This window comes from Janibacter zhangyanbonis (genome assembly GCF_050507325.1).
Taxonomy (GTDB): domain Bacteria; phylum Actinomycetota; class Actinomycetes; order Actinomycetales; family Dermatophilaceae; genus Janibacter.
On sequence record NZ_CP191481.1, the window covers coordinates 484,659 to 506,804 of the forward strand.

A 22,146-nucleotide genomic window follows, 5' to 3' on the forward strand; every position below is an offset into this window, starting at 1 on the left:
TGTCGTCAGGACTGCTCGCGCTGCCGGTCCTGCTCCTGCATCCGTCGGTAGGCGGCGCCGAGCTCGTCGTGGTGGAGCAGGTCGTCCTCGGGGACGCCGGTGCGATAGCCGGCGCGGCCGAGCATGTGCGCGGTGACGGGCGCGGTGAGGGCCTGGGCGCCGAGGACGATGAGCAGCGTGGCGACCGAGGCCCAGGTGCGCACCGTGAGCGCCAGGCCGAGCAGGATGAGCAGCAGACCCAGGGTCTGTGGCTTGGTGGCGGCGTGCATGCGGGCGAAGAGGTCGGGCAGGCGCACCAAGCCGATCGCGCCGACGAGGGCCAGCGTGGCACCGAGGAGCAGGCTGATCGCCCCGGCGAGGTCGAGGATCTGTGCCCAGCTCACGAGGCATCGTCCTTGCGGGCCATGAAGCGGGCGACCGAGACCGACCCGACGAATCCGGTGAGGCTGAAGACGACGAGGATCGGCAGCGTCCCGGCGTCACCGCTGCGCACGATCTGCGTCGCCATGATGCCGATGACGATGACGATGACCACGTCGAGGCTCAGGGCGCGGTCGAGGTTGGTCGGACCTCGCGCGATGCGCACGAGGACCAGGCCGGCGGCGGCGAAGAGTAGCCCGAGTCCGATCGACAGGATGATGCTCATGCGACCTCCTGCGTGCAGATCGAGATCTCCTCGGGGGTGCCGATGGCCCGCACGACCCGGGTCTCGACGGCCAGGACGTCTCGTCGCAGCTCCTCCATGCCCTCCGGCGTGGTGACGTGGAAGCCGTGGACGTAGAGGACGTTGGCGCCGCGTCGGGCCTCGACGACGATCGACCCGGGCACGAGGGAGACGAGCGCGGAGACGATCGTCATGTAGAACTCCGAGTGCGTGCGCATCCGGACCTCGACGATCGAGCCACCCTGGCTGGGGCGGCGGCTCAGGGTGGCGCCGGCGATCTGGACCGCGGCGCTCACGAGGTCGACGAGGAAGCGCCCGATGAGCAGCAGGAGGCGCCACGGGTGGATCCGGCCGAAGTACTGGATCGAGGGCAGCGGGAAGATCTGCGTGACGACCGCGCCGATGATCAGGCCGTTGATGATGTTGCCCAGGGTGATGCGGTCCCAGAGCAGGACCCACACGACGGCCAGGCCGATGATCGCCCGGGGCTGGAAGCCGCCGCGCCGACGGGTCGCCGGGGTCGTGTCGATGGCGGTGTCGCTCACGGCGCCTCCTCGGGCAGGACGGCGCGGACGTAGGCATCGCTGGAGAGCATCTGCCGGGCCGCCGCGTCGGTGTAGGTGAAGAGCGGGCCGGCGAAGAGCGAGAGGCCCAGGCTGAAGGCGACGACCGCGGCGGCCGCGCCCAGCATGAGCGGCGGCATCGGCCGCTCGACCTGGGTCACCGCCGGCGGCGGGGCGATCGGGGTCGAGGGGCGCTGGGCCGCGACGGCGGCGCCGATGGCGTCGCTCAGCCGCCCGAAGCTCGGGGTGAGCGTCGGCATCTCGAAGGTCTGGTCCTGGCCCTCGACCGCGCGCGGCCGCCAGAAGGCGGCGCTCCACGTCTTGGCCACGGCGTAGAGGGTGAGCAGCGAGGTGACGACCGAGCCGACGACGAGCGTCCAAGCGATGATGCTGCCGTCCTGGGTGCCGGCCTGCAGCAGGCCGACCTTGCCGACGAAGCCGGAGAAGGGCGGGATGCCGGCGAGGTTCATCGCCGGGACGAAGAAGAGGGCGGCGAGCACCGGGGTGCTCGCGGCGAGCCCGCCGAGGCGGTCGATGACCGTCGAGCCGCCCACCCGCTCGATGAGGCCGGAGATGAGGAAGAGCGCGGTCTGCACGGTGATGTGGTGGGCGATGTAGAAGATCGCCGCCGACACCCCGGACTCGCTCGCCAGCCCGATGCCGAAGAGCATGTAGCCGATGTGGCTGACGAGGGTGAAGGAGAGCATCCGCTTGATCCCCGGCTGGGCGACTGCCCCGAGGATGCCGATGATCATCGTCAGCAGGCCGGCCCCCATGATCAGGTGGTGCAGCGGTGACTCGGGGAAGAGCAGGAACTGGGTGCGCACGATCGCGTAGACGCCGACCTTGGTGAGCAGTCCGGCGAAGACGGCCGACACGGGCACCGGCGCCGACGGGTAGGAGTCGGGCAGCCAGGCCGACATCGGGAAGACGGCTGCCTTGATGCCGAAGACGGTGAGGAGCATCAGCTGCAGCGCCAGCGAGACCGTCGGGTCGATCTCGGGCAGTCGAAGGGAGAGCTGCGCCAGGTTGACCGTGCCGGTCGCGGCGTAGACCCCGGCGATCGCCGACAGGAAGAGGAAGGAGGAGACCATCGAGACGATGACGTAGGTCGTGCCCGCCCGGATCCGGGTGCCGCTGCCGCCGAGGGTCAGCAGGACGAAGCTCGCGAAGAGCAGCATCTCGAAGCTGACGAAGAGGTTGAACAGGTCGCCGGCGAGGAAGGCATTGGACACGCCGGCCGAGAGCACGAGATAGGTCGGGAAGTAGATCGCGAGCGGCGAGTCCTCGTCGCCGTCGGCGACGCCCTGCCCGATGGCGAAGACGAGCACGACGAGGATGACGAAGGAGCTGATGAGCAGCATCAGGGCCGAGAGCCGATCGGCGACGAGCGCGATGCCCAAGGGCTCGGACCACGCCCCGAGCCACAGCGCGATGGGTCCGTCGTGGTGGGTGGACCACATGAGGGTGGCGGCGACGGCGAGGCTGGCGGCGAGCACGGCGATGCTGATGGCGACCTGCGCGCGGGGGTGGCGGCGCGCGACGAGGGTGAGGGCGGCGCCGAGCAGCGGCAGCAGCACCGGCATGGGCAGGAGGTTGGCCACGGTCATGCGGTCGCGTCCTCCTCTTCGGCCTCGGTCGTGGACTGGGTGTCGTCGTCGTAGGTGCTGGAGACCTCGTCGCGTTCGGCGAGGCGCTTGATCAGCTCGTCCTCGGCGTCGTCGGGGACGTCGTCGCTGCCGGTGATCCGCCACTGGCGGTAGGCGAGGGAGAGGACGAAGCCGACCGAGGCCAGGGCGATGACGATCGCGGTGAGCACCATCGCCTGGGGGAGCGCGTCGCTCATCTCGTCGGCCGGTCGTGCACCGACGAAGGGGGCTCCCTTCGCCGGTCCGGAGACGACGAGGTAGAGCGTGGCGACGCCGTTGGACGCCAGGACGATGCCGAGGAGCAGGCGGGTGAGCGCTCGCTCGAGGAGCAGGTAGACGCCGGTCGCGATGAGGAAGCCGGCGACGACGACGAGGCTGAGGTTGGGGGCGACGGCGTTCATGCGGTGGCCCCGTCCTCTTCGGCCTGCTTGTCGACACCCGCACCGAGCGAGCGGACGACGTCGAGCGCGAGCCCGATGACGATGAGGTAGACGCCGATGTCGAAGAACATCGCGGTGACGAGCTTGACGTGGCCCCAGACGGGGACGTCGAACTCGACGACCGCCGACTGCAGGACGGTGCCGCCGAAGGCGAGCGGCGCGAGCGCGGAGATCGCCGCGACGGCCAGACCGGCCCCGAGGACGAGACCGGCGCTCACCGGGGCGGCGCGGTCGAGCTCGGCGCGACCGCCGGCGAGGTAGCGCACGAGCAGCGCCAGACCGAGGACGAGGCCACCGGCGAAGCCACCGCCGGGCTGGTTGTGCCCGGAGAAGAGGAGGTAGAGCGAGAGCGCGATCATCACGTGGAAGACCAGCCGGGTGGCGGTCTCGAGGATGACCGAGCGGCGCTCGCGGGGGATCGACGCGGTGACCGGGCCCTGGTTGCGCCGGCGGGTCCACGAGCGCTCGACGTCCTGGGTGCGCACGAAGACCAGGCTGGCGATGCCGGTCGCGGCCGCGACGAGGACCGAGATCTCGCCGAGGGTGTCCCAGGCGCGGATGTCGATGAGGGTCACGTTGACGACATTTTGTCCGTGGCCGAAGTCGTAGGCCTGCTCGGGGAAGGCCTTGCTGATCGGCTCGTGGATGCGGGCATTGGCCGCGACGACCGTGAGGGTGGAGATCGCCGCGCCCATGGTCCCGGCGAGGGCGAGGCGCCACAGCCGGCGGCGCGAGCGGCGGCCGGAGCGGGGACGGCGGCGGAAGTCCTGCGGGAGCATGCGCAGCACGAGGACGAAGAGCACGAGGGAGAAGGTCTCGACGAGCACCTGGGTCAGGGCGAGGTCGGGCGCCCCGTGCAGGTGGAAGAGCAGCGCGAGCCCGTAGCCGGTGAGGCCGACGAACATCACCGACTGGAGGCGGTTGCGGCCGCGCACGGCGAGGATCGCCGCGGCGATGACGAAGAGCCCGACGGCCGCCTGGCTGAAGGTGTCCCACAGCCGCACCTCGGTGCCGGGCAGGGCGGTGGCGGCGACGACGCCCGGCAGGAGGATGACGACGAGGAAGATCGTGCCGAGGTAGGTCGGCAGCGAGCCGCCCTGGGCGAGGGCGGTGACCTCGACGGCGAAGCGGTCGAGGGCCTTCATGAAGCGCTGGTAGACGCGCTCGGCGTTGACCACCTCGGGCAGCGCGGCCTGGACCCGGGCGAAGGGGGCCCGCCCCACGAAGAGCAGGAGGCCGGCGACGATGGCCACGACGGTCAGCCCGAGGGCCGGGGTGAGGCCGTGCCACAGCGCGAGGTGCTCGGGCTCGGCGCCCGGCAGCGTCTCGGTGTAGGGGTGGAAGAGCTTGGTGAGCGGGTCACCGAAGAAGCCGGACGCCAGGGTCGTGAGCGACAGCAGGACCGGCGCGATGAGCAGCGCGTGGGGTGCGGCGAAGGGGGTGGGGCTCGGGGCGGCGCCGGTCGCCCCCTTCGTCGCGAAGGCACCCCAGACGAACCGCGCGGAGTAGGCGACCGTGAGCACGGACCCGGTGACGAGGCCGGCGACGGCCAGCCAGCCGGTGGTCGTCGACAGGGGGCCGTGGGCGGACTCGATGACGGCGGTGAGCGCCGACTCCTTGGCGACGAAGCCGACGAGCGGCGGCAGGCCGGCCATCGAGGCGGCGGACAGGGTCGCGGCCGCGGCGAGGACCGGTGCGGTGCGCCCGAGGCCGTGCAGCTGCGTCAGGTCGCGGGTGCCGGTCCCTTTGTCGATGATGCCGACGCTGAAGAAGAGGACCGACTTGAAGAGCGCGTGGGAGAGGACGAGGGCCAGGGCGGCCAGCCCGGCGGCCTGGGTGCCGACGCCCGCGAGGACGGTCATGAAGCCCAGCTGGCTCACCGTGCCGTAGGCGAGGAGGAGCTTGATGTCGTCCTGACGCAGGGCGCGCCAGCCACCGAGGATCATCGTCCACAGGCCGAGGACGAGCAGGAGCGGACGCCACCCGGGCACGTCCGCGAAGATCGGCTCGAGCAGCAGGACGAGGTAGATGCCGGCCTTGACCATCGAGGCTGCGTGCAGGTAGGCGCTCACCGGGGTCGGGGCGGCCATGGCGCCGGGCAGCCAGAAGTGGAAGGGCACCTGCGCCGACTTGGTGAGGGCGCCGACGAGGACGAGGAGGGCGGCCGTCGTCGTCAGGGCGCCGGCCGGGGGCGGCGAGGCGAGCATCTCGCTGATCGTGTAGCTGCTCGTCTCGCCGATGATCACCGTGCCGATGAGCATCGCCAGGCCGCCGAAGGTCGTGACGAGCAGGGCCTGGGTGGCGGAGCGGCGGTTGGCCGAGCGCACCGGGTTGTGCCCGATGAGCGTGTAGGAGAAGACCGTCGTCAGCTCCCAGAAGATGTAGAGCGCCAGGAGGTTGTCGGCGAGGACGAGGCCGAGCATGGCGCCCGCGAAGGCGGTGAAGACGCCCGTGAAGCGCCACAGGCTGGGGTCGTCGGGCTTGAAGTACCAGGCGCAGTAGAGCAGGGCGAGGGCACCGACGCCGGTGACGAGCAGCCCGAGGAGCCACTGGAGGGTGCCGAGCCGCAGTGCGAAGTCCATGCCGAGCGAGGGGACCCAGGCGATGTCCTCGACGATCGACCGGCCGGCGGTCACGTCGCCGGTCTGGGCGAGAAGCCAGGCGAAGGCCGCGGCGGGCACGAGGGCCAGGGCGAGGAAGGCGCGTCGGTTGAGGAACTTGGCGAGGCCGGGCGCAACTGCTGCCGCCGCGAAGTGCGCAAGCAGCAGCAGGGTCACGAGGGCCTCTCACGGGTCCGGGGACGGGAGTCCAGTTTAACGGCAGGTGACCGGCGCCCCGAGGCCGGGGTGCACGCGCGTCCTCGCGGTGCCGTAGGTGCCCGGCTCGGCACGTTCCCGAAGAAATCTCGGCCCACCCTCTTGAACTCTTCGAACATATGTTCGATACTGGAGGGGCGAGGGGAGGCGCCATGACACAGCAGTCGATCACCGATCAGGTCAGTGGGACCACGGTCCCGGGGCGCCTGCGCGCCGTGCTTGCCGAGGTGTCCGCCACCGGCGTCGACGGGCTGACCGAGGTCGAGCTGCTCGAGGTCGTCGCCCTCCTCGAGATGACGAAGGGGGCCGCGGCCGCCGCGCAGGCCCGCGCCACCGCGCGCTTCGTCGAGGAGCGTGACACGCGGGTGGCCGAGATGGCCGCCGCCGAGGAGATCTCCCGCCGCGAGGCCTCGCTGCGACGCCGGGCCACCCGCAGCGAGGTGGCGCTGGCGCGGCGGTGCTCGCCGGGTCAGGCCGACCGTCACGTCGGCGCCGCGCGGGCGCTCGTCCACGAGCTGCCCGGCACGATGGCCGCGCTCACCGCGGGTGAGATCAGCGAGTGGCGGGCGACGATCGTCGTCCGCGAGACGGCCTGCCTGTCGCCCGAGCACCGGCGCGAGGCCGACCGTCGGCTGGCGGGTGCGCTGCGCGACCTCGGTGACCGGGCGCTGGCTGCCGCCGCGCACCGGGCGTGCGTCGACCTCGACCAGGAGTCGGTCGTCGAGCGGCGGCGTCGGGCCGCGGCCTCGCGGCACGTGTCGGTCCGCCCGGCGCCTGACGGCATGGCCTGGCTGTCGATCCTCGGGCCGCTCGTCGACGTCGTCGGCGCCCACGTCGCGCTGCGCGCGGCCGAGCAGGCGCGGCACGTGGCGACCGGTGACCCCGAGGCCGATGCGGCCGCTGCCGCCGACGAGCGGGGTCGTGGTGCCTGGATGACCGACACGGCCCTCGAGCTGCTCTCCGGGCGGGCGCCCGGTCAGGCCCAGCCGGTCGAGATCGGGCTCGTGATGCGCGAGGGCGTGCTCCTTCCGGGCGAGCGCTCGGGCGCCAGCGCCGGCGCTGGCGGCGCCGACGACGAGGTCGAGGTGCCGGGCCACGGCGCGCTCGCCGGTGACCTCGCCCGCGAGCACGTGCTGCGACTGCTCGACGAGGGCGATGACCGAGACGGCGAGACGGCGCTCTGGCTGCGGCGACTCTGGACCACGCCCGACGGGCGCGACATCGTGGCCGTCGACTCGAGGCAGCGGCTCTTCGCCGGTCGGCTGAGGCGGCTGGTCGAGCTGCGCGACGCGACCTGCCGGGTGCCGTGGTGTGATGCGCCGGTGCGCGAGGTCGACCACGTCCGCCCGGTCGCCCGGGGCGGCGAGACCTCCGCGAGCAACGGCATGGGCGTCTGCCAGCGGCACAACCTCGACAAGGAGGCCCCCGGCTGGCGGGCCGAGGTGATCTCGACCGGGCTCGACCCGGGAGGCGGGCCGCACGAAGTGCGCCTGACGACCCCCGCTGGTGAGGTCCGCTGCCTCGCGCCACCCCTGCTCGGCCTCGGTCGTGCAGAGAGACGGCCGGTGGAGCAGCCATCGGCGCTCGAGGCCCGACTGCTGGCGCTGCTCGACGCGGCGTAGGTGCTGGGCGCCCCCGGCAAGATTCGAACTTGCGACACCTTCTTTAGGAGAGAAGTGCTCTTCCCCTGAGCTACGGAGGCCCGGCGCGGTGCGGTGAGACGACCACGCCACGGGACAGGGTACGCGTCATACTCCCTTCGGTGAGCATCCCGGCCCTGCAGCGGCGCACCGTCGCCACCCTCGCCGGGTCGCAGATCCTCGGGGGCGTGGGGGTGAGCGCCGGCGCCGCGGTCGGGGCCCTGCTCGCGGCCGACGTGTCGGGAAGCGAGACCTGGGCCGGCCTCGGCGGCACCGCCCAGACCCTGGGTGGCGCGCTCGCCGCCCTCGTCGTCGCGCGGGTCATGGCGGCGAAGGGGAGGCGCCCCGGCCTGACCACGGGGTACCTCCTGGCGATCGTCGGTGGGCTGCTCGTCGTGGCCGCGTCGGTCGTCGGCTCCTTCGTGGTGCTGCTCGTCGGGTTCCTCCTCTTCGGCGGGGCGACGGCGGCGAACTCGCAGGCGAGGTTCGCCGCGACGGACCTGGCCGACGACGCGCACCATGGCCGCCACCTGTCGGTCGTCGTCTGGGCGACGACGATCGGGGCGGTGGCCGGCCCCAACCTCACAGGTCCGGGGCAGTGGGTCGCCCGCCAGCTGCACCTGCCGGCGCTCGCCGGGCCATACGTCCTCTCCCTCGTGGGCATCGCCCTGGCCGCCCTCGTCCTCACGGCCGCGCTGCGGCCGGACCCGCTCCTGACTGCCCGCAGCCTGCAGGTCGACCACGACGAGCCGGACCCGACGGCCGGGCTCGAAGGAGAGGCGACCCGCGGCTGGGCGGTGATCCGCACCCGACCCGACGCCCTCATGGGCGTGGTCGCCATGGCGCTCGGTCACGTCGTCATGGTGTCGGTGATGATCATGACCCCGCTGCACATGCGGCACGGCCACGCCGGCCTCGAGATCATCGGTCTGGTCATCTCCCTCCACGTCGTCGGGATGTACGCCTTCTCACCACTCACCGGTTGGGCCGTCGACCGCTGGGGCTCCCGGGCGGTCATCGCGGTCGGTGCGGGGGTGCTGCTCACCGCGAGCCTGCTCGCCGCGTCGACCGCGAGCGGGCACTCCCTTCGCCTGACGGCAGCGCTCGTGCTGCTGGGGATGGGCTGGTCGTGCACCCTCATCGCCGGCTCGACCCTGCTCACCGCCGCCGTCCCGCTGCGCCAGCGGCCCGCGGCCCAGGGCCTGTCCGACGTGGCGATGGGCTTGGCCGGGGGCGGTGGGGGAGCCCTCGCCGGCGTCGTCGTCGGCTGGTGGGGCTACCCGGCGCTCGGGCTGCTCGCGGGCGGCGCGGCACTCCTGCTCGGTCTGCTGGTCCCGCTCGGGCGGCGCTTCGGTTGTTAGCGTTGGCACCGTGACTCCTCCGCCGACGACCCCTGCCCAGGCGCCGGCCGACGTGTCCCCCCTGCGCCGCGAGCTCATGGAGCTCGGCGGCCCCAACACCCTCATCTGGCCGGCCCGCGATCCGCACGTCGTCGACCTGACGACCGCTCACCCCGGCGGCGTCGCGATGCTCCTGTCCGGCCGCGACGCCCGCCTGTCCGACCTCGTCCGCGAGCCCGGGGCCCTGCTGCGCGCCCAGCGCCGGGCCACCAGCCTCACCGAGCACGTCGAGCGGATCTCCCAGGAGCACGGCGTCCACACCTGCTTCCTCGCGATGGGGGCCGCCTCGTGGCACGTGCCCGGCGAGGAGGAGCGTCCGCTGGCCTCGGTCGTCCTGCGCCGCGCGGCGCTGCGCCGGCTGCGGCCCGGGCCCGACTTCGCGCTCGACCTCGCACCCCGCGTCGAGATCAACCCCGTGCTGCTCACCTATCTGCGCCGCGCCCTGCGGCGCGACATCGACGGTGAGGCGCTGGCCGACCTCGGCCGCACGGAGGGCGGCGGATTCAACCCCACCCCCGTGCTCGAGGCGCTGCGCGAGCAGTGCGCCGACCTGCCCGAGCTCAACATCACGCAGCGGATCGTCGTCGCCGCCTTCCCCTACGGCAAGGCCGAGGCGCTGGCCGACCTGTCCCGCATCGTCGACTCCGGCCGTCTCGCCGAGGGCCCGGCGGCGGCCCTGCGCGCGGGCGAGGCGCTCCCTCCGCCCGAGGCGCCGGCCCCGAGCGTCGCCGACTCCGCCGTCCTCGACGTCACGGCCGACCAGCAGACGGTCCTCGACCGGGTCGCCGCGGGCGAGGACCTCTACGTCGACGCCCCGCCCGGCACCGGCGTCGCCCGCCTCGTCGCCTCGGTCATCGCCCAGACCGCGGGCGAACGCCGCTCCGTCCTCCTCCTCACCGAAAAGGCGGCAGCCATCGAGGCCGTCGTCGCCGAGCTGCGCCTCGCCGGCCTCGAGGACCTGCTCGTCCACGTCACCGACCCCGCGGCCGAGGTCGACCCCGCGATCGTCGCCGAGCGCTGGCCGCGGGGCCTGCCGGAGTCGGACCGGTCCTTCACCCAGCCGGGGCGACGGGCGGCGTCCGCGGCGCGGATCCTCGACGGCCACACCCACGCCATGCACCAGCCCCGCGACCCGTGGGGTGTCTCCATCGCCGACGCCCACGACGCGATCGTCGGCCTGTCGACCTGCCGGCCCGCGCCGCGCTCCCGCGTGCGCCTCTCGGGCCGCACCCTCGCCACCCTCGATGCCGCCGGCCGGGACGCCCTCGTCGCCCAGGTGGCCGGTGTCGCCGAGCGCAAGGCGTGGCGGCCCGGCCGCACCGACCAGCCGTGGGAGGGCGCCCGCCTCACCTCGGCCGCCGACGTCGACGAGGTGCTGGCCGCCCTCGAGCGGCTGCGGGGTGCCGACGGGACCCTGGCGACGCTGCGCACGACGGTGCGCGACGTCTTCGCCGACATCGCCGAGCCGCGCGCCGGCAGTCCCGCCGACCTCGGCCGCTTCCTCGCCGGCATCGAGGAGATCCGCGACACCCTCGAGGTCTTCCGGCCCGAGGTCTTCGACACCCCGCTCGACCACCTGCTCGCCGCGACGGCCGCGAAGGGCACGCCCGACCTCGAGGCCCTCGGCGGTCTCGAGCGGCGCCGTCTGCGCGGCCAGGCCAGGCGCCTGCTGCGACCCGGTCGCCCGCCGGAGGACCTGCACGCGGCGCTGCGGCTCGCGGCCGAGCAGCGGCGCACCTGGTCGCGTCTGACCGGCGGTGGCGGGCGTCCGCGCATCCCGACCGACATGGACCGTGCGCACTCGGCCTACGAGCGCGTCTACGCCGACCTCACCCACGTCTCTTCGGTGCTCGCCGACACCGAGCGCGGCGCCGACCTGCTCGACACCCCCTGGGACGAGCTCGCCGCCCGGCTCGACGCCCTCGCCAAGGACACGACCGGTGCGCGGGCCGTGCCCGGCGTCATCGACGACCTCGACGACCTGCGCGCCCGTGGCCTCGGCGAGCTTGTCGACGACCTGTCGGCCCGCCGGGTCGCCCCCGAGGCCGTGCCCGACGAGGTGCGCTTCGTCTGGTGGACCTCCGTGCTGGCCGAGGCCAGTCGCGACGAGCGCTACTCCGCGATCACCGGGGAGAGCCTCGACGAGGCGCTGCGCACCTTCGTCGAGGCCGACCGGGCGAGCCTGGGCGCCAATGCTGCTCGCACCACCACCCGCCAGCGCGAGCGGTTCCATGCCGAAGGGCGGCGCTTCCGCTCCGCAGCCCGGCAGGTGGCCGCAGCGCACGAGGGTCTCGTGTCGGGGCCGCCGTGGACGCGTGCCTTCGCGGAGTGGGGTGGGCTGCTGCGGGCGGCGGCTCCCGCCTGGGCGATGTCCCCCTTCGTCATCGGTCAGGTCCTGCCCGCGGACGAGCGGTTTGACCTCGTGATCGTCGACGACGCCTCGCGCACCAGCCTGGCGCGGACCATCTCGGGGATCGCTCGCGGTGACCAGCTGCTCGTCGTCGGTGACCACGGCCAGCTGCCGCCCGCGACGTGGACCGCCGACGCCGGGGTCTCCGCCCCGAAGCCCCCCTCGCGCTCGCTCGCCGACGTCGCCGCACGCGTGCTGCCGACCGCGAGCCTGCGCGACAGTGCCTACCCCCGCCCGCGCGTCGCCGACCTGCTCGTCGAGGGGGTGAGCGCCGGCGAGGTCGTCCATCCACCCGCGCCGAGCGTGCGCGAGACCGTGCGGCTCGTGCGCGTCGAGGGCCTCGGGGTCATCGACGAGCGCACCGGTCTCGTCGAGACCTCGACCGGCGAGGTCGAGGCCGTCGTCGAGCAGGTGCGGCGCGAACTGGTCGAGCGCCCCGGGCGCTCGCTGGGCGTCGTCACCTTCGGTCAGGCGCACGCGGAGCGCGTCGCCGAAGCGGTCGCCGAGCTGGCGTACCGCGACCCGGCCGTCGCCGAGACGATCAGGGCCCTGCCCGAGCCTCTCGTCATCAAGCCCGCCGACCGGTGGCAGCGCGAGCAACGTGATGCTGTCGTCGTCACCGTCGGCTTCGGCCGCACCCCGCAGGGGCGGGTCGTGCAGCGTCTCGGGGCGCTCAGCGGTGTCCTCGGCGGCGAGCTCGTCCTGCTCGCCGCGACCCGGGCCCGGCAGACCGCGACCTGGGTCAGCGCGCTCGGACCCGACGACCTCGCCGGCGAGCGGGGTGGGCTGCCCGGCCACCGCGCCCTGCGGACCCTGCTCACGGGCCTCGGCTCGCCGGCCCCGCAGCCCCCGGCAGACGGTGCGGAGCTGAGCCCGCTGCTGTCCGGCTTCGTCCAGCGGCTGCGCGACTCCGGACTGTCGGTGCGCACCGGCGTGGGTGTCGGCGAGCACCGCATCGACATCGCCATCGCCGACCCCCGTGACACCCAGCGACTCCTGCTCGCGGTCGACGTCGACGGCCCGGGCTATGCCGGCCTCGCCTCGACCCGGCAGCGCGACCGGATCCTCGTCGAGCGTCTCACCGACCTCGGCTGGCACCACCTGCGACTCTGGGCCGTCGACATCTTCGCCGACCCCGCGCGTCAGGAGGCGCAGGTCGCCCGGGCCGTGCGCGACGCCGTCGCCCGAGAGGAGCAGTCATGAGTGCAGCGGACGAGACACCCGAGGGAGCCGACGCGGCGGAGGAGTCGCAGCCGGCCGAGCCCCCGCAGAAGCCCCGCCCGCGCACCCGCCCCGAGCAGACCCGAGACGACACCGACCGCGGGTGGGGCGAGCGCCCCGACGAGGACGAGCACGATCGCTGGCTGCGCGAGCAGCGCCCGCCGCACTGGGAGTGACGCTGCCGAGCTGAGGGTGACGCTCTCTGCCGCCACCGCAGCCGCACACAAGAAGACCCCGGCCCGCACGGATCATCCGTGCGGGCCGGGGTCTACCCGTGTGGCGTGACTCAGGCGCGGCCGGCGCGCAGGGAGTCGCGGATCTCGCGGAGGAGCTCGACGGACTCGTCGGTGGTCTCCTCCTCGGCGGCGACGAAGCGCTCGCGCATCGCGGTGTAGGGCTTGACGACACCGAAGTAGACGACGGCGGCCATGATGATGAAGGCGACGATCGCGGTCAGCAGCGGGCCGACCGTCTTGAAGCCGAGGATCTCCATCTTGTCGAAGTTGAAGTCGGCGCCGCCCGTGAGCCGGCCGATGACCTCGAGGAGGAAGGTGGTGAACGCGGTGACGACGCTGGCGAAGGCGGTCGCGATGATCAGACCGACGGCGATCTCGACGAGATTGCCGCGCATGAGGAAGTCCTTGAAGCCCTTCATGAGGGTCTCCCTTCAACTGGGGTACAGGGGTCGCGGCGGAGCCGCTCGTCTCTTAGTGTGGACCATCGGCCCGCTGAACGCGCGGTTATGAGGCCCCGGCCGTGTCGGGCCCGCCCTCCCCGACGAGGACGAAGCCGCCCTGCGTCGGGCCGTCGACCCCCATGTGGCGCAGGATCCGGCCGATTTCGTTGTCCGACAGGGTGATTCGCGCCACGGTCTGCCCGGACGTGCTCTCCGACGTGCCGCCGAAGCGCGCCGAGCGCACGACCGGCTCCTCGCGCCCGGGCAGGTAGACCCCGACCCGGTCACCGGGGGAGAGGTGGTCGGCGGGCATCGCCAGGGGGAGCGAGAGCTCGGGGCCGGAGGGTGAGCGCGGGCTCGTCGTGGCTCCGTCGGAGGGGCGCAGGGCGTCCAGGGCCAGCTGGATCGCGAGCAGGATCGCCAGCGCGGCGAGCGCGCGGCGCAGCACGCCCAGCCGCCACGCGGCACGACGGGAGGGCCCGAAGAGAGCGGGCAGGTGCTGGGCGAGCGGGGATGCGGCCATGACCCGACGCTAGGCACGCGTCGGGTCGAAGGGAGTGGGCGTCAGCTCGCGGTGGACGACGAGGCAGCAGGCGTCGAACTTGTGGACGAGCTGTCGCTCGAGGAGCCCGAGGTGCTGGACGAGCCCGAGGAGCTCGACGACGCGGAGTCGCTCGAGGACGAGGTCTTCCGCGAGTCGTTGCGGTAGAAGCCGCCCCCCTTGAAGACGACGCCGACCGCGTTGAACTGCTTGCGCAGGTTGCCGCCGCACTCGGGGCACACGGTCAGCGCGTCGTCGCTGAAGGACTGGACGATGTCGAAGGCGTGGCCGCAGTCGGCGCAGGCGTAGGCATAGGTAGGCATATCGGCCGTTATCATACGTCGCTCCGCCACCCGGCCAGACGCCCCGACCGCGATACGGCACGGAAGCGACGCTCCGTCGCCTCGCGCACGTCGCCGGGGGTGACGACGAGCAGCCGGTCACCCGTCCACAGGCGGGTGTGCGCGTCGGGGACGAAGGTGTCGCGGTCGCGGACGACGAGCGAGACATTCGCCCCCTTCGGAAGGCGAAGCTCGTAGATCTCGACGCCGGCGAGGCGAGACCCCGGCGGGACGGCCACCTCGAGCATCTCCGCGCCGAGCTGCTCCAGGGGCACCGCCTCGACGACGACTCCGGTGGCCACGGCCGGCTCGGTGACCCGCAGGTGCCGGGCCATCCACGGCAGCAGCGGCGCCTGCACGAGGGTGAAGATCACGACGAGCATGAAGACGAGGTCGAAGACCCACTCGACGCCGGGCACGGAGTTGGTCACCGGCACGGTCGCGAGGACGACGGGCACCGCGCCGCGCAGCCCGGCCCAGGAGATGAAGGCCTGCTCGCGCCACGGGATGCCGAAGGGGGTGAGCGAGACGAGGACCGACAGCGGCCGGGCCACGAGGAGCAGGACGAGGCCGACGAGGATCGCCCGCGGCACCTCGTCGAAGAACCCCGAGGGCGTCGCGAGCAGGCCGAGCATGACGAAGAGCCCGATCTGCGCGAGCCAGCCGAGCGCCTCGGCGAATCCGGTGACCGCCTGCCGGTGGGGCAGGTGCATGTTGCCCAGGACGAGCGCCGCGAGGTAGCAGGCGATGAAGCCGGAGGCGTGGACCGTCGCGGCGGAGGCGTAGGCGAGCACGCCGATGGCGACGACCCCGAGGGAGAACAGGCCCGACGTGCCCTGCGCGAGGCGCCGCATGAGCTTGCCGCCGAGGAAGCCGAGGACGAGGCCGATCGCGGCACCGCCGGCGAGCTCGGCGACGGCGAGCAGCCCGATGGCCCACCAGGGTTCGGCATCGGCGGGGTGGGCGATCTGCAGCGACAGGGCGGTGACGAGCAGGACCACGGGGGCGTCGTTGAAGCCCGACTCGGCCTCGAGCATCCCCGACAGTCGGCGCGGCAGCGGCACGACCCGCAGCACGGAGAAGACGGCGGCGGCGTCGGTCGAGGCGAGGATCGCGCCGATGAGCAGGCTGATCTGCCAGTCGGTGTGCAGGATCTGGTGCAGCGCGACGGCGACGACCCCGACGGACACGAGCACGCCGACGGTCGACAGGGCGAGCGCGGGCGCGACGGAGCTGCGGATCGAGGACCACGTCGTCGTCAGGCCGCCCTCGACGAGGATGAGCACGAGGGCGCAGTAGCCGAGCACCTGCGCCGCCTGCTCGGAGTCGAAGGGGACACCCAGCCCCTCCTTGCCCAGCGCCAGACCCATGGCCAGGTAGAGCAGGAGCGTCGGCAGTCCCGAGTGGGAGGCCAGTCGCACGGCGGCGACGGCGACGACGAGGACGAGCGAGCCGGTGAGGAGGACGACCGAGAGCTGGCCCAGCCCGAAGCCGGCTGCCTGCTCGGTCATCGTCACGCGACCATCTCCTCTGTTGTCCGGGGTCAGTGTCTCAGGCGATGCGGGTGAGTCCGTCGGCCGTCAGCACGAGGTGGACGGGCACGTCGTGCGGGTCGGCCGGCAGGGCCTCGTCGGTGAGCTCGCCGGGATGCAGCAGGACGACGAAGGGGGCCCCCTCGGCGAGCATCGGCAGCACCCGGTCGTAGCACCCGCCGCCCTGCCCCAGGCGGGTGCCGGTGGTGTCGACGGCGAGCGCGGGGGTGAGCACGAGGTCGGCGCCGGTCGGGGTGTCGATGCCGAGGGGGGTGCGCTCGGGGTCGGCGAGGTCGCACCAGTCGAGGCGCATGTCGGGCAGCGTGATCGGCACGAGCACGCGGTGCCCGGCCGCCTGCAGGGCGGAGTTGACTGCTTCGGTCGGCGGCTCGTGGGGGAGCGACTCGTAGGACAGGACCGTCGTCGGGGTGCCGGGCCGCGTGCCGGACCGGGCTCCGGGCCAGCCCGGCGGCGGGTCCGCGAGCAGGGCGTGGGCGAGCGCCGCTCCGTCCGAGGCGAGGTCGCGGGAGGCGGCGAGCGCCCGCCGCTGAGCCCGCAGAAGGCGACGGACCTCTCCCTTCGTCCTCGCGCCTGGTGACATGGCGGCATCGTAGGGTGACCGGCATGGGAGCAGAAGGGCGTGACGCGGCCGTCGCCAAGATGGCCGGGCGCGGGGTGGACCGGCGGGCCGTGGCCGTCTTCGAGGACTACTGGCAGCAGCTCGCCGACGGTGCCCAGGGCACGATCCCCGAGGAGAGCATCGAGCCGCTCGTCGACCCGCCCGAGCTCGCCGCCATCGAGGTGAGCGACGACGAGCGCCGCGCCGCGATGGCCCAGGTCGCCGTCATCAAGCTCAACGGCGGTCTCGGCACGAGCATGGGGATGTCCGGGCCGAAGTCGGCCGTCATCGCCCGTGACGGGCTGACCTTCCTCGACATCATCGCCCGCCAGCTCATCGGGCTCGAGGAGCGCTTCGGCACCCGTCCGCCGCTCGTGCTGATGAACTCCTTCCGCACCCGCGAGGCCTCGCTCGAGATCCTCGAGCGCTACCCGCAGCTGGCGCGCCAGGACCTGCCGCTCGACTTCGTGCAGAGCATGGAGCCGAAGCTCGACGCGCAGACCCTCGCCCCGGTCTCGTGGCCCGACGACCCCGAGCTCGAGTGGTGCCCGCCCGGCCACGGCGACGTCTACGTCTCGCTCGCCGCCTCGGGCCTGCTCGACCAGATGCGCGCGGCCGGCATCCGCTATGCCTTCATCTCCAATGCCGACAACCTCGGCGCGACCTGCGACCCCGACATCGCGGCCTGGCTGATCGCCGAGGGCATCCCCTTCGCCGCGGAGGTCGCCGAGCGGACGGCCAACGACCGCAAGGGCGGCCACGTCGCGGTGCGCAAGAGCGACGGCCGGATCGTCCTGCGCGAGTCCGCGATGGTCGTCGACGGCGAGGAGGACCTCTTCCAGGACACCTCGCGGCACGGGTGGTTCAACACCAACAACCTCTGGGTCGGCCTCGACGAGCTCGACGCGCTGCTGCGCGAGCGCGACGGCGTGCTCGGGCTGCCGATCATCATCAACCGCAAGACCGTCGACCCGACGCGCGCCGACTCGACGCCGATCATCCAGATCGAGTCGGCGATGGGGACCGCGGTCGAGGCCTTCGAGGGCAGCGTCGCGCTGCGCGTGCCGCGCTCGCGGTTTCGCCCGGTCAAGACGACCAACGAGCTGCTCCTGCTGCGCAGCGACGTCTTCGAGCTCGACGAGGCGTCGCGGGTCGTCTCGCTCATCGACCGCAAGGACCCGCGGGTGAGCCTCGACGGGGCCTACAAGTTCATCGCCGACTTCGACGCGCGCTTCCCTTCGGGGGTGCCCTCGCTGCGCGAGTGCACGAGCTTCGCCGTCGAGGGTGACGTGACCTTCGGCGCCGATGTCGCGGCGGCCGGCGACGTCGAGGTCGTCGCCGCGGAGCCGGCGACGGTGGCGGACGGGACCCGGCTCGAGGGCCGAGTCACGTTGCCGCAGTGAGGCGCTCGCGAGAGGTCGTCCTCACCGGGGCCACCCCGGCAGGCGAGGGGGTCTCCCTTCGACCGGTGCGAAGGGGGGACCGCGCCGAGTTCATCGCGCTGCGGGAGCGCAATGCCGACTGGCTGCGGCCGTGGGACCCGACGGTGCCGCCGGGCGGGCCGGCGCGGCGGGACATCGCGGCGGACTTCGGTGGTTATGTGCGGGCTCTGCGGGCGGAGGCCCGCTCGGGCGGCGGGCTGAGCCTGCTGATCGTCGTCGGCGGCCGCATCGTCGGCATGGTCTCGGCGAGCAGCATCGTCGAGGGGGCGCTGCGCTCGGCGAGCATCGGCTACTGGGTCGGGCGGGAGGTCGCGGGACGCGGCATCGCGCCGACGGCGGTCGCGATGATCGCCGACCACCTCATGGACCCGCAGGGTCGCAACCTGCACCGCGTGCAGCTCGAGATCCGCCCGGAGAACGCACCGAGCCTGGTCGTCGCGACGAAGCTCGGGCTGCGCGAGGAGGGTGTGCGGCGGGCCTACCTGCACATCGACGGCGACTGGCGCGACCACCGCAGCTTCGCCGTCGTGCGCGAGGAGCTCGGTCCCGGAGGGCTCATGGCACGTCTGTCACACCAACACCATCCGTCACGTACGCGACACACCGAGTAACCTGCGCGCCGCGAAGCGTTTGCCCTCATAGCGTTGTCCTCGTGCAGCCGAGCAGCCTCATCTTCGTCCTCGTCGTGGCGATCTGGGCTGTCTACCTCCTCCAGTACTGGATCAAGCGCCGCGACCACCTCTCCACCGTGCGGTCCGTCGACCGGTTTTCCGCTGCCATGCGGGTCCTCGACGACCACCGCCTGCGACGGGAGTCGGCCGAGCCGACCCCGCGCTCCTACTCCGTCGCTCCGGTGCGCGCCGCGCGACCCGAGGTGACGGTCAAGCACGCCGAGGCCCCGCAGCGTGGTCGCCTCGCCGAGCCGGTCGTCGGTGCCCCGCGGCGGGTGCGTGGTCTGGCCCTGCTGACGATGCTCGTGCTGCTGCCCGTCGTCGCCCTCGTCGCGGCCTTCGGTCCGCTGCCCTGGTGGGTGGCGCTCGCCTGGCTCGTCGGCACCGTCGCGGCCTTCGGCTGGCTGCGCCAGGCGGTGCAGGCCGAGCGCACGGCCCGGGCTGCCGAGCGGGCTGCCGCTCGCTCGCGCGAGCGCGTCGCCGCCCGCCCCGCCGCGCCGAGCGCGCCGCGTGCCAGCGCTGCTCCGGCCGCTGCCCCCCGCTGCGCGCCCGAGCGCATCTACGACGTCGCTGCTGCCGCCCCGGCCGTCGAGCCCGAGGCCGAGGTCGCGACCCCGGTCGCCGAGGCCGAGCCGGAGCCGGGCACCTGGCAGCCGACCCCCGTGCCCCGCCCCGTCTACACGATGAAGGCCGCCGCCCACCGTCCCGAGCCGGCTCCGATGGCGGCTCCGGCCGCGCCGGCCGTGCCCGCCGACGAGGTGCCGCAGGTCATCGACGTCGAGGACGACGAGCTGCCGGCCATCGCGGGCTGGGGCTGACCCCCTTCGTCCCTCAGACGTCGTAGGGGGACTCTCCCGGGTCGAGCTCGGCCCGCTCGTCCGCCTCGGCGACGTCCTCACGGATCTCCGCCGCCTCGGCAGGTGACTCCACGAGGTCTGACGGTTCGTCGGCGTCCTCCGGCAAGGGTTCGAGGAGGTTGTGGCCGACGGCGTTGAGCACGGCCGCGGTCGGAACGGCGACGAGAGCACCGATGACGCCGCCGACGATGATGCCCGTCGCGATGGCGAGGATGACCGCGAGCGGGTGGACCCGCACGGCCCGGCCGAGGAGCAGGGGCTGGAGCACGTGCGACTCGAGCTGCTGCACCGCGACGACGACGCCGAGCATGATCAGGGCGGTGATCGGCCCCTTGGCGACGAAGGCCAGGACGACCGCGACGAAGCCGGACAGCAGCGCGCCGACGATCGGGACGAAGGACCCCACGAAGACGAGCAGCGCGATGCCGGAGGCGAAGGGGACGCCCAGCAGGAGTGCGCCCAGCCCGATGCCGAGGGCGTCGGTCGCGGCGACGAGGATCGTCGCGCGGGTGAAGGCCTTGAGCTGGTTCCACGCGATGGCACCCGAGGAGAGGACCTTGGCGCGGGCACCGCGGGGGAAGAGGCGCACGATCCACGCCCAGATGCCCGGGCCGTCGTAGAGGAAGAAGAAGAGCGAGAACATCGCGAGGAAGAAGCCGGTGAGCAGGTGGCCGACGGTCAGGCCGGCCTGGGTCGCCCGGGCGCCGACGTCCTGCTGCTGGCTGACCTTGGCCCACTGGTCGGTCAGCCAGGTCGTGATCTGGCCCTCGGTGAGGCCGAAGGTGTCGACGATCCACTGGCGCGACTGGTTCACGCCCTGGGTCACCTGCCCGACGATGTCGCCCAGCTGGGTCGTGAACTGGTTGCCGACGAAGCTGAAGAGCGCGACGAGGACCGCGAGCGTGCCGAGCACCGTGACGCCCGCGGCCAGCCCGCGAGGCAGGACGATCCGCAGGCGCTGGTAGAGCGGCTCGAGCAGAGCCGCGAGCAGCAGCGCGATGATGACCGGGAAGACGACCTCGGAGAGCTTCGAGATGAGCCACAGCAGCGCGAGGACCCCGACGCCGATGATCAGCGAGCGCCACACCCACTCCGAGGCCGCGCGGAAGGTCGGCGGCACCGTCGGCGGGGCCGACGGCGTCGGCGTCGTGGTCTGGATGACGATCTGCCGCTCCGGCGGCGGGGCCGCCGGCAGCTGGGGCAGGCGGCGGGTGATGCGGGGCAGCCGCACCCCCTTCGGGCGGCGCTGGTCGCTCATGCGGCTCCTCACAGGTCCATGGTCCGCCGACTCTAGTCGCCCGGATTGCGAGCCACGGCCACCCCGGTGTTATGGTTGCCGTCGTTCTCGGGGCTGTGGCGCAGTTGGTAGCGCGTCTCGTTCGCAATGAGAAGGTCAGGGGTTCGATTCCCCTCAGCTCCACCACCGGAGATCCCCGGCACAGCAGCGAAATCGCTGGTTCTGTGGCCGGGGTTTCTCTTTGTCATTCCGACCTCGCCTCCTGATCTGCCCCCCGGGTGCCCCCCGGCGTGGAATTGAGCCGCTCCAGCCCCGCCCGGTCAGCACCCGTGCCGAGGAAGTGCAGGTACCGGTTCGTCGTCGCGATGGACTCGTGCCCCATCCACGCTTGCACCGTCCCGGGATCGACCCCGCGACTGAGCCAGAGGCACGCAGCCGTGTGCCGCAGGTCGTGCACCCGGCGACCTCGACCGGTCGTGGACCAGTTCAAGGTGCGCAGCACTGCTGAGCGGTGCAGCTGCGACCCGCGCTCGGTGGTGAAGAGCAGGTCTCCTTGTGCCTTGCCCTCCGTCAGCCGCAGCACGATCGGTAGCACGCGGTTGGCCAGCGGCACCCGTCGTGATCGCCGGCCCTTCGTCGCTTTCACCGGCTGGCCCTCGGGCTGGGAACGGCGGACGAGGAGGCCGGGCGTGGGAACCCGCATGACGTCCTCGACCCGCATTGCCCTCGCTTCGGCCCAGCGCAGTCCCGTCCACGCCAGTAAGAGCAGCAGGTCCGCCAGATGTGGGGAGACCGTGCTCCACTCTGCATGGACCTCCTCGAGTGCCTCCTCACTGAACGGGTCCATCTCCTCGACCTCGCCGGACTGCTTGGGCACGGTGACGCCGATGACCGGGTTGGCCAGGACGAGCTTCTCCCGCACACACCAAGCGAAGAACGACGACAGACTTGCCCGATACCGCCGAACGGAGCTCTCCGCGAGACCCGCAGCAAGCAGTGCCTCGAAGGAACGCGCAACCTCCCGCCCGGAGACCGCCGACACGTGCAGCGCCAGCATGCTCGTCGGCATCAGCCGCAGCAGGTCCTGGTCCGCCCGATAGGTCTTCGCCGCGACGGTGGTCCGGCGAACTTCGAGCCACTCCACCACGAGGAGGCGGACTCGCTGACGCCCTGCGCGGGGATCAACACCGCCAGCCAAGGCTGCCCGCTCTCGAGCAAGCCATGCCTTCGCTTCGCGTTGGGTGTCGAAGACGCGGCTGGCGACATCGACCCGTCCGCTCTTCAACTTCGCCCGGAACCGGCCGTTCGGCGTCTTCTGGACGCTCATGCTGCTGCCTTCTTCAACCAGGCATCCACGTCCTCCTGCCGGTAACGCGGGATGAAGGGGGACAGCCACGTCACCCGAGGTCCCTCACCGGACTGACGCC

General features: G+C 72.8%; 20 protein-coding genes and 2 tRNA genes. 8 read left to right on the forward strand and 14 right to left on the reverse strand.

What is annotated here, in order from left to right; genetic code table 11:
• Positions 1-5: 5 nt before the first annotated feature.
• From mnhG to ACQBJO_RS02435, 6 genes are read right to left on the reverse strand one after another with little or no spacing between them, the layout of a single operon-like run.
• Positions 6-383 carry a monovalent cation/H(+) antiporter subunit G gene (gene mnhG / locus ACQBJO_RS02410; protein WP_421008204.1) on the reverse strand — a complete coding sequence of 126 codons (378 nt, stop codon included), beginning with the start codon at positions 381-383 and terminating at the stop codon, positions 6-8.
• Positions 380-646, reverse strand: a complete 267-nt coding sequence (locus tag ACQBJO_RS02415; protein WP_255185211.1) for a monovalent cation/H+ antiporter complex subunit F — start codon at positions 644-646, stop codon at positions 380-382. Before ACQBJO_RS02415 ends, mnhG begins: the two co-directional genes overlap by 4 nt.
• On the reverse strand, positions 643-1,209 hold the full coding sequence (locus tag ACQBJO_RS02420; RefSeq protein WP_255185212.1) for a Na+/H+ antiporter subunit E: 567 nt from the start codon (positions 1,207-1,209) through the stop codon (positions 643-645). Before ACQBJO_RS02420 ends, ACQBJO_RS02415 begins: the two co-directional genes overlap by 4 nt.
• Positions 1,206-2,837, reverse strand: coding sequence for a Na+/H+ antiporter subunit D (locus ACQBJO_RS02425; RefSeq protein ID WP_255185213.1), 1,632 nt, complete (start codon positions 2,835-2,837; stop codon positions 1,206-1,208). Before ACQBJO_RS02425 ends, ACQBJO_RS02420 begins: the two co-directional genes overlap by 4 nt.
• A complete protein-coding gene (locus ACQBJO_RS02430; RefSeq protein ID WP_341012925.1) occupies positions 2,834-3,277 on the reverse strand; it encodes a Na(+)/H(+) antiporter subunit C in 444 nt (147 codons plus the stop codon). The genes ACQBJO_RS02425 and ACQBJO_RS02430 overlap by 4 nt, the downstream gene beginning before the upstream one ends.
• On the reverse strand, positions 3,274-6,093 hold the full coding sequence (locus ACQBJO_RS02435) for a Na+/H+ antiporter subunit A (protein WP_421008205.1): 2,820 nt from the start codon (positions 6,091-6,093) through the stop codon (positions 3,274-3,276). The genes ACQBJO_RS02430 and ACQBJO_RS02435 overlap by 4 nt, the downstream gene beginning before the upstream one ends.
• 191 nt (positions 6,094-6,284) lie before the next feature.
• On the opposite strand from ACQBJO_RS02435, the gene ACQBJO_RS02440 reads away from it, so the two are divergent.
• Positions 6,285-7,754, forward strand: coding sequence for an HNH endonuclease signature motif containing protein (locus ACQBJO_RS02440; protein WP_421008206.1), 1,470 nt, complete (start codon positions 6,285-6,287; stop codon positions 7,752-7,754).
• A gap of 8 nt (positions 7,755-7,762) precedes the next feature.
• On the opposite strand, the gene ACQBJO_RS02445 is transcribed toward ACQBJO_RS02440, so the two are convergent.
• Positions 7,763-7,834: transfer RNA gene (locus tag ACQBJO_RS02445), tRNA-Arg, on the reverse strand.
• 60 nt (positions 7,835-7,894) lie between these two features.
• Between ACQBJO_RS02445 and ACQBJO_RS02450 the strand changes: the two genes are divergently transcribed.
• The 3 genes from ACQBJO_RS02450 to ACQBJO_RS02460 are packed head-to-tail and all read left to right on the forward strand — an operon-like array spanning position 7,895 to position 12,979.
• On the forward strand, positions 7,895-9,133 hold the full coding sequence (locus tag ACQBJO_RS02450; protein WP_421008207.1) for an MFS transporter: 1,239 nt from the start codon (positions 7,895-7,897) through the stop codon (positions 9,131-9,133).
• Between the two features lie 10 nt (positions 9,134-9,143).
• Positions 9,144-12,785 (forward strand): hypothetical protein, encoded by a 3,642-nt coding sequence (locus ACQBJO_RS02455; protein ID WP_421008208.1) that lies wholly within the window; start codon positions 9,144-9,146, stop codon positions 12,783-12,785.
• On the forward strand, positions 12,782-12,979 hold the full coding sequence (locus ACQBJO_RS02460) for a hypothetical protein (RefSeq protein WP_421008209.1): 198 nt from the start codon (positions 12,782-12,784) through the stop codon (positions 12,977-12,979). Before ACQBJO_RS02455 ends, ACQBJO_RS02460 begins: the two co-directional genes overlap by 4 nt.
• Before the next feature lie 110 nt (positions 12,980-13,089).
• Here the strand turns inward: ACQBJO_RS02460 and mscL are convergent, their stop codons facing one another.
• The 5 genes from mscL to ACQBJO_RS02485 form a co-directional block, all read right to left on the reverse strand.
• Positions 13,090-13,458, reverse strand: a complete 369-nt coding sequence (mscL, locus tag ACQBJO_RS02465) for a large conductance mechanosensitive channel protein MscL (protein WP_421008210.1) — start codon at positions 13,456-13,458, stop codon at positions 13,090-13,092.
• An 85-nt stretch (positions 13,459-13,543) separates the two neighbouring features.
• The gene (locus tag ACQBJO_RS02470; protein ID WP_421008211.1) at positions 13,544-14,002 is read right to left on the reverse strand and encodes a hypothetical protein; all 459 of its coding nucleotides are present in this window, start codon (positions 14,000-14,002) and stop codon (positions 13,544-13,546) included.
• Between the two features lie 41 nt (positions 14,003-14,043).
• On the reverse strand, positions 14,044-14,343 hold the full coding sequence (locus ACQBJO_RS02475) for an FmdB family zinc ribbon protein (protein ID WP_421008212.1): 300 nt from the start codon (positions 14,341-14,343) through the stop codon (positions 14,044-14,046).
• A gap of 11 nt (positions 14,344-14,354) precedes the next feature.
• On the reverse strand, positions 14,355-15,872 hold the full coding sequence (locus tag ACQBJO_RS02480) for a potassium/proton antiporter (protein WP_421008222.1): 1,518 nt from the start codon (positions 15,870-15,872) through the stop codon (positions 14,355-14,357).
• A gap of 40 nt (positions 15,873-15,912) precedes the next feature.
• The gene (locus tag ACQBJO_RS02485; RefSeq protein ID WP_421008213.1) at positions 15,913-16,494 is read right to left on the reverse strand and encodes a 5-formyltetrahydrofolate cyclo-ligase; all 582 of its coding nucleotides are present in this window, start codon (positions 16,492-16,494) and stop codon (positions 15,913-15,915) included.
• Positions 16,495-16,517: 23 nt separating this feature from the next.
• Here ACQBJO_RS02485 and ACQBJO_RS02490 point away from each other — a divergent pair, with 23 nt between their 5' ends.
• The 3 genes from ACQBJO_RS02490 to ACQBJO_RS02500 are packed head-to-tail and all read left to right on the forward strand — an operon-like array spanning position 16,518 to position 19,443.
• Positions 16,518-17,915: a UTP--glucose-1-phosphate uridylyltransferase gene (locus ACQBJO_RS02490; RefSeq protein ID WP_421008214.1), complete on the forward strand. Its 1,398-nt coding sequence runs from the start codon at positions 16,518-16,520 to the stop codon at positions 17,913-17,915.
• Positions 17,912-18,565 carry a GNAT family N-acetyltransferase gene (locus tag ACQBJO_RS02495; protein ID WP_255185225.1) on the forward strand — a complete coding sequence of 218 codons (654 nt, stop codon included), beginning with the start codon at positions 17,912-17,914 and terminating at the stop codon, positions 18,563-18,565. Before ACQBJO_RS02490 ends, ACQBJO_RS02495 begins: the two co-directional genes overlap by 4 nt.
• A gap of 41 nt (positions 18,566-18,606) precedes the next feature.
• Positions 18,607-19,443, forward strand: a complete 837-nt coding sequence (locus ACQBJO_RS02500; protein ID WP_421008215.1) for a hypothetical protein — start codon at positions 18,607-18,609, stop codon at positions 19,441-19,443.
• Between the two features lie 13 nt (positions 19,444-19,456).
• Here the strand turns inward: ACQBJO_RS02500 and ACQBJO_RS02505 are convergent, their stop codons facing one another.
• Complete coding sequence (locus tag ACQBJO_RS02505; protein WP_421008216.1) at positions 19,457-20,740, reverse strand: AI-2E family transporter; 1,284 nt, start codon at positions 20,738-20,740, stop codon at positions 19,457-19,459.
• 89 nt (positions 20,741-20,829) lie between these two features.
• Between ACQBJO_RS02505 and ACQBJO_RS02510 the strand changes: the two genes are divergently transcribed.
• Positions 20,830-20,905, forward strand: a tRNA-Ala gene (locus ACQBJO_RS02510).
• 58 nt (positions 20,906-20,963) lie between these two features.
• On the opposite strand, the gene ACQBJO_RS02515 is transcribed toward ACQBJO_RS02510, so the two are convergent.
• Positions 20,964-22,046 (reverse strand): tyrosine-type recombinase/integrase, encoded by a 1,083-nt coding sequence (locus tag ACQBJO_RS02515; protein ID WP_421008217.1) that lies wholly within the window; start codon positions 22,044-22,046, stop codon positions 20,964-20,966.
• Between the last annotated feature and the right edge of the window lie 100 nt (positions 22,047-22,146).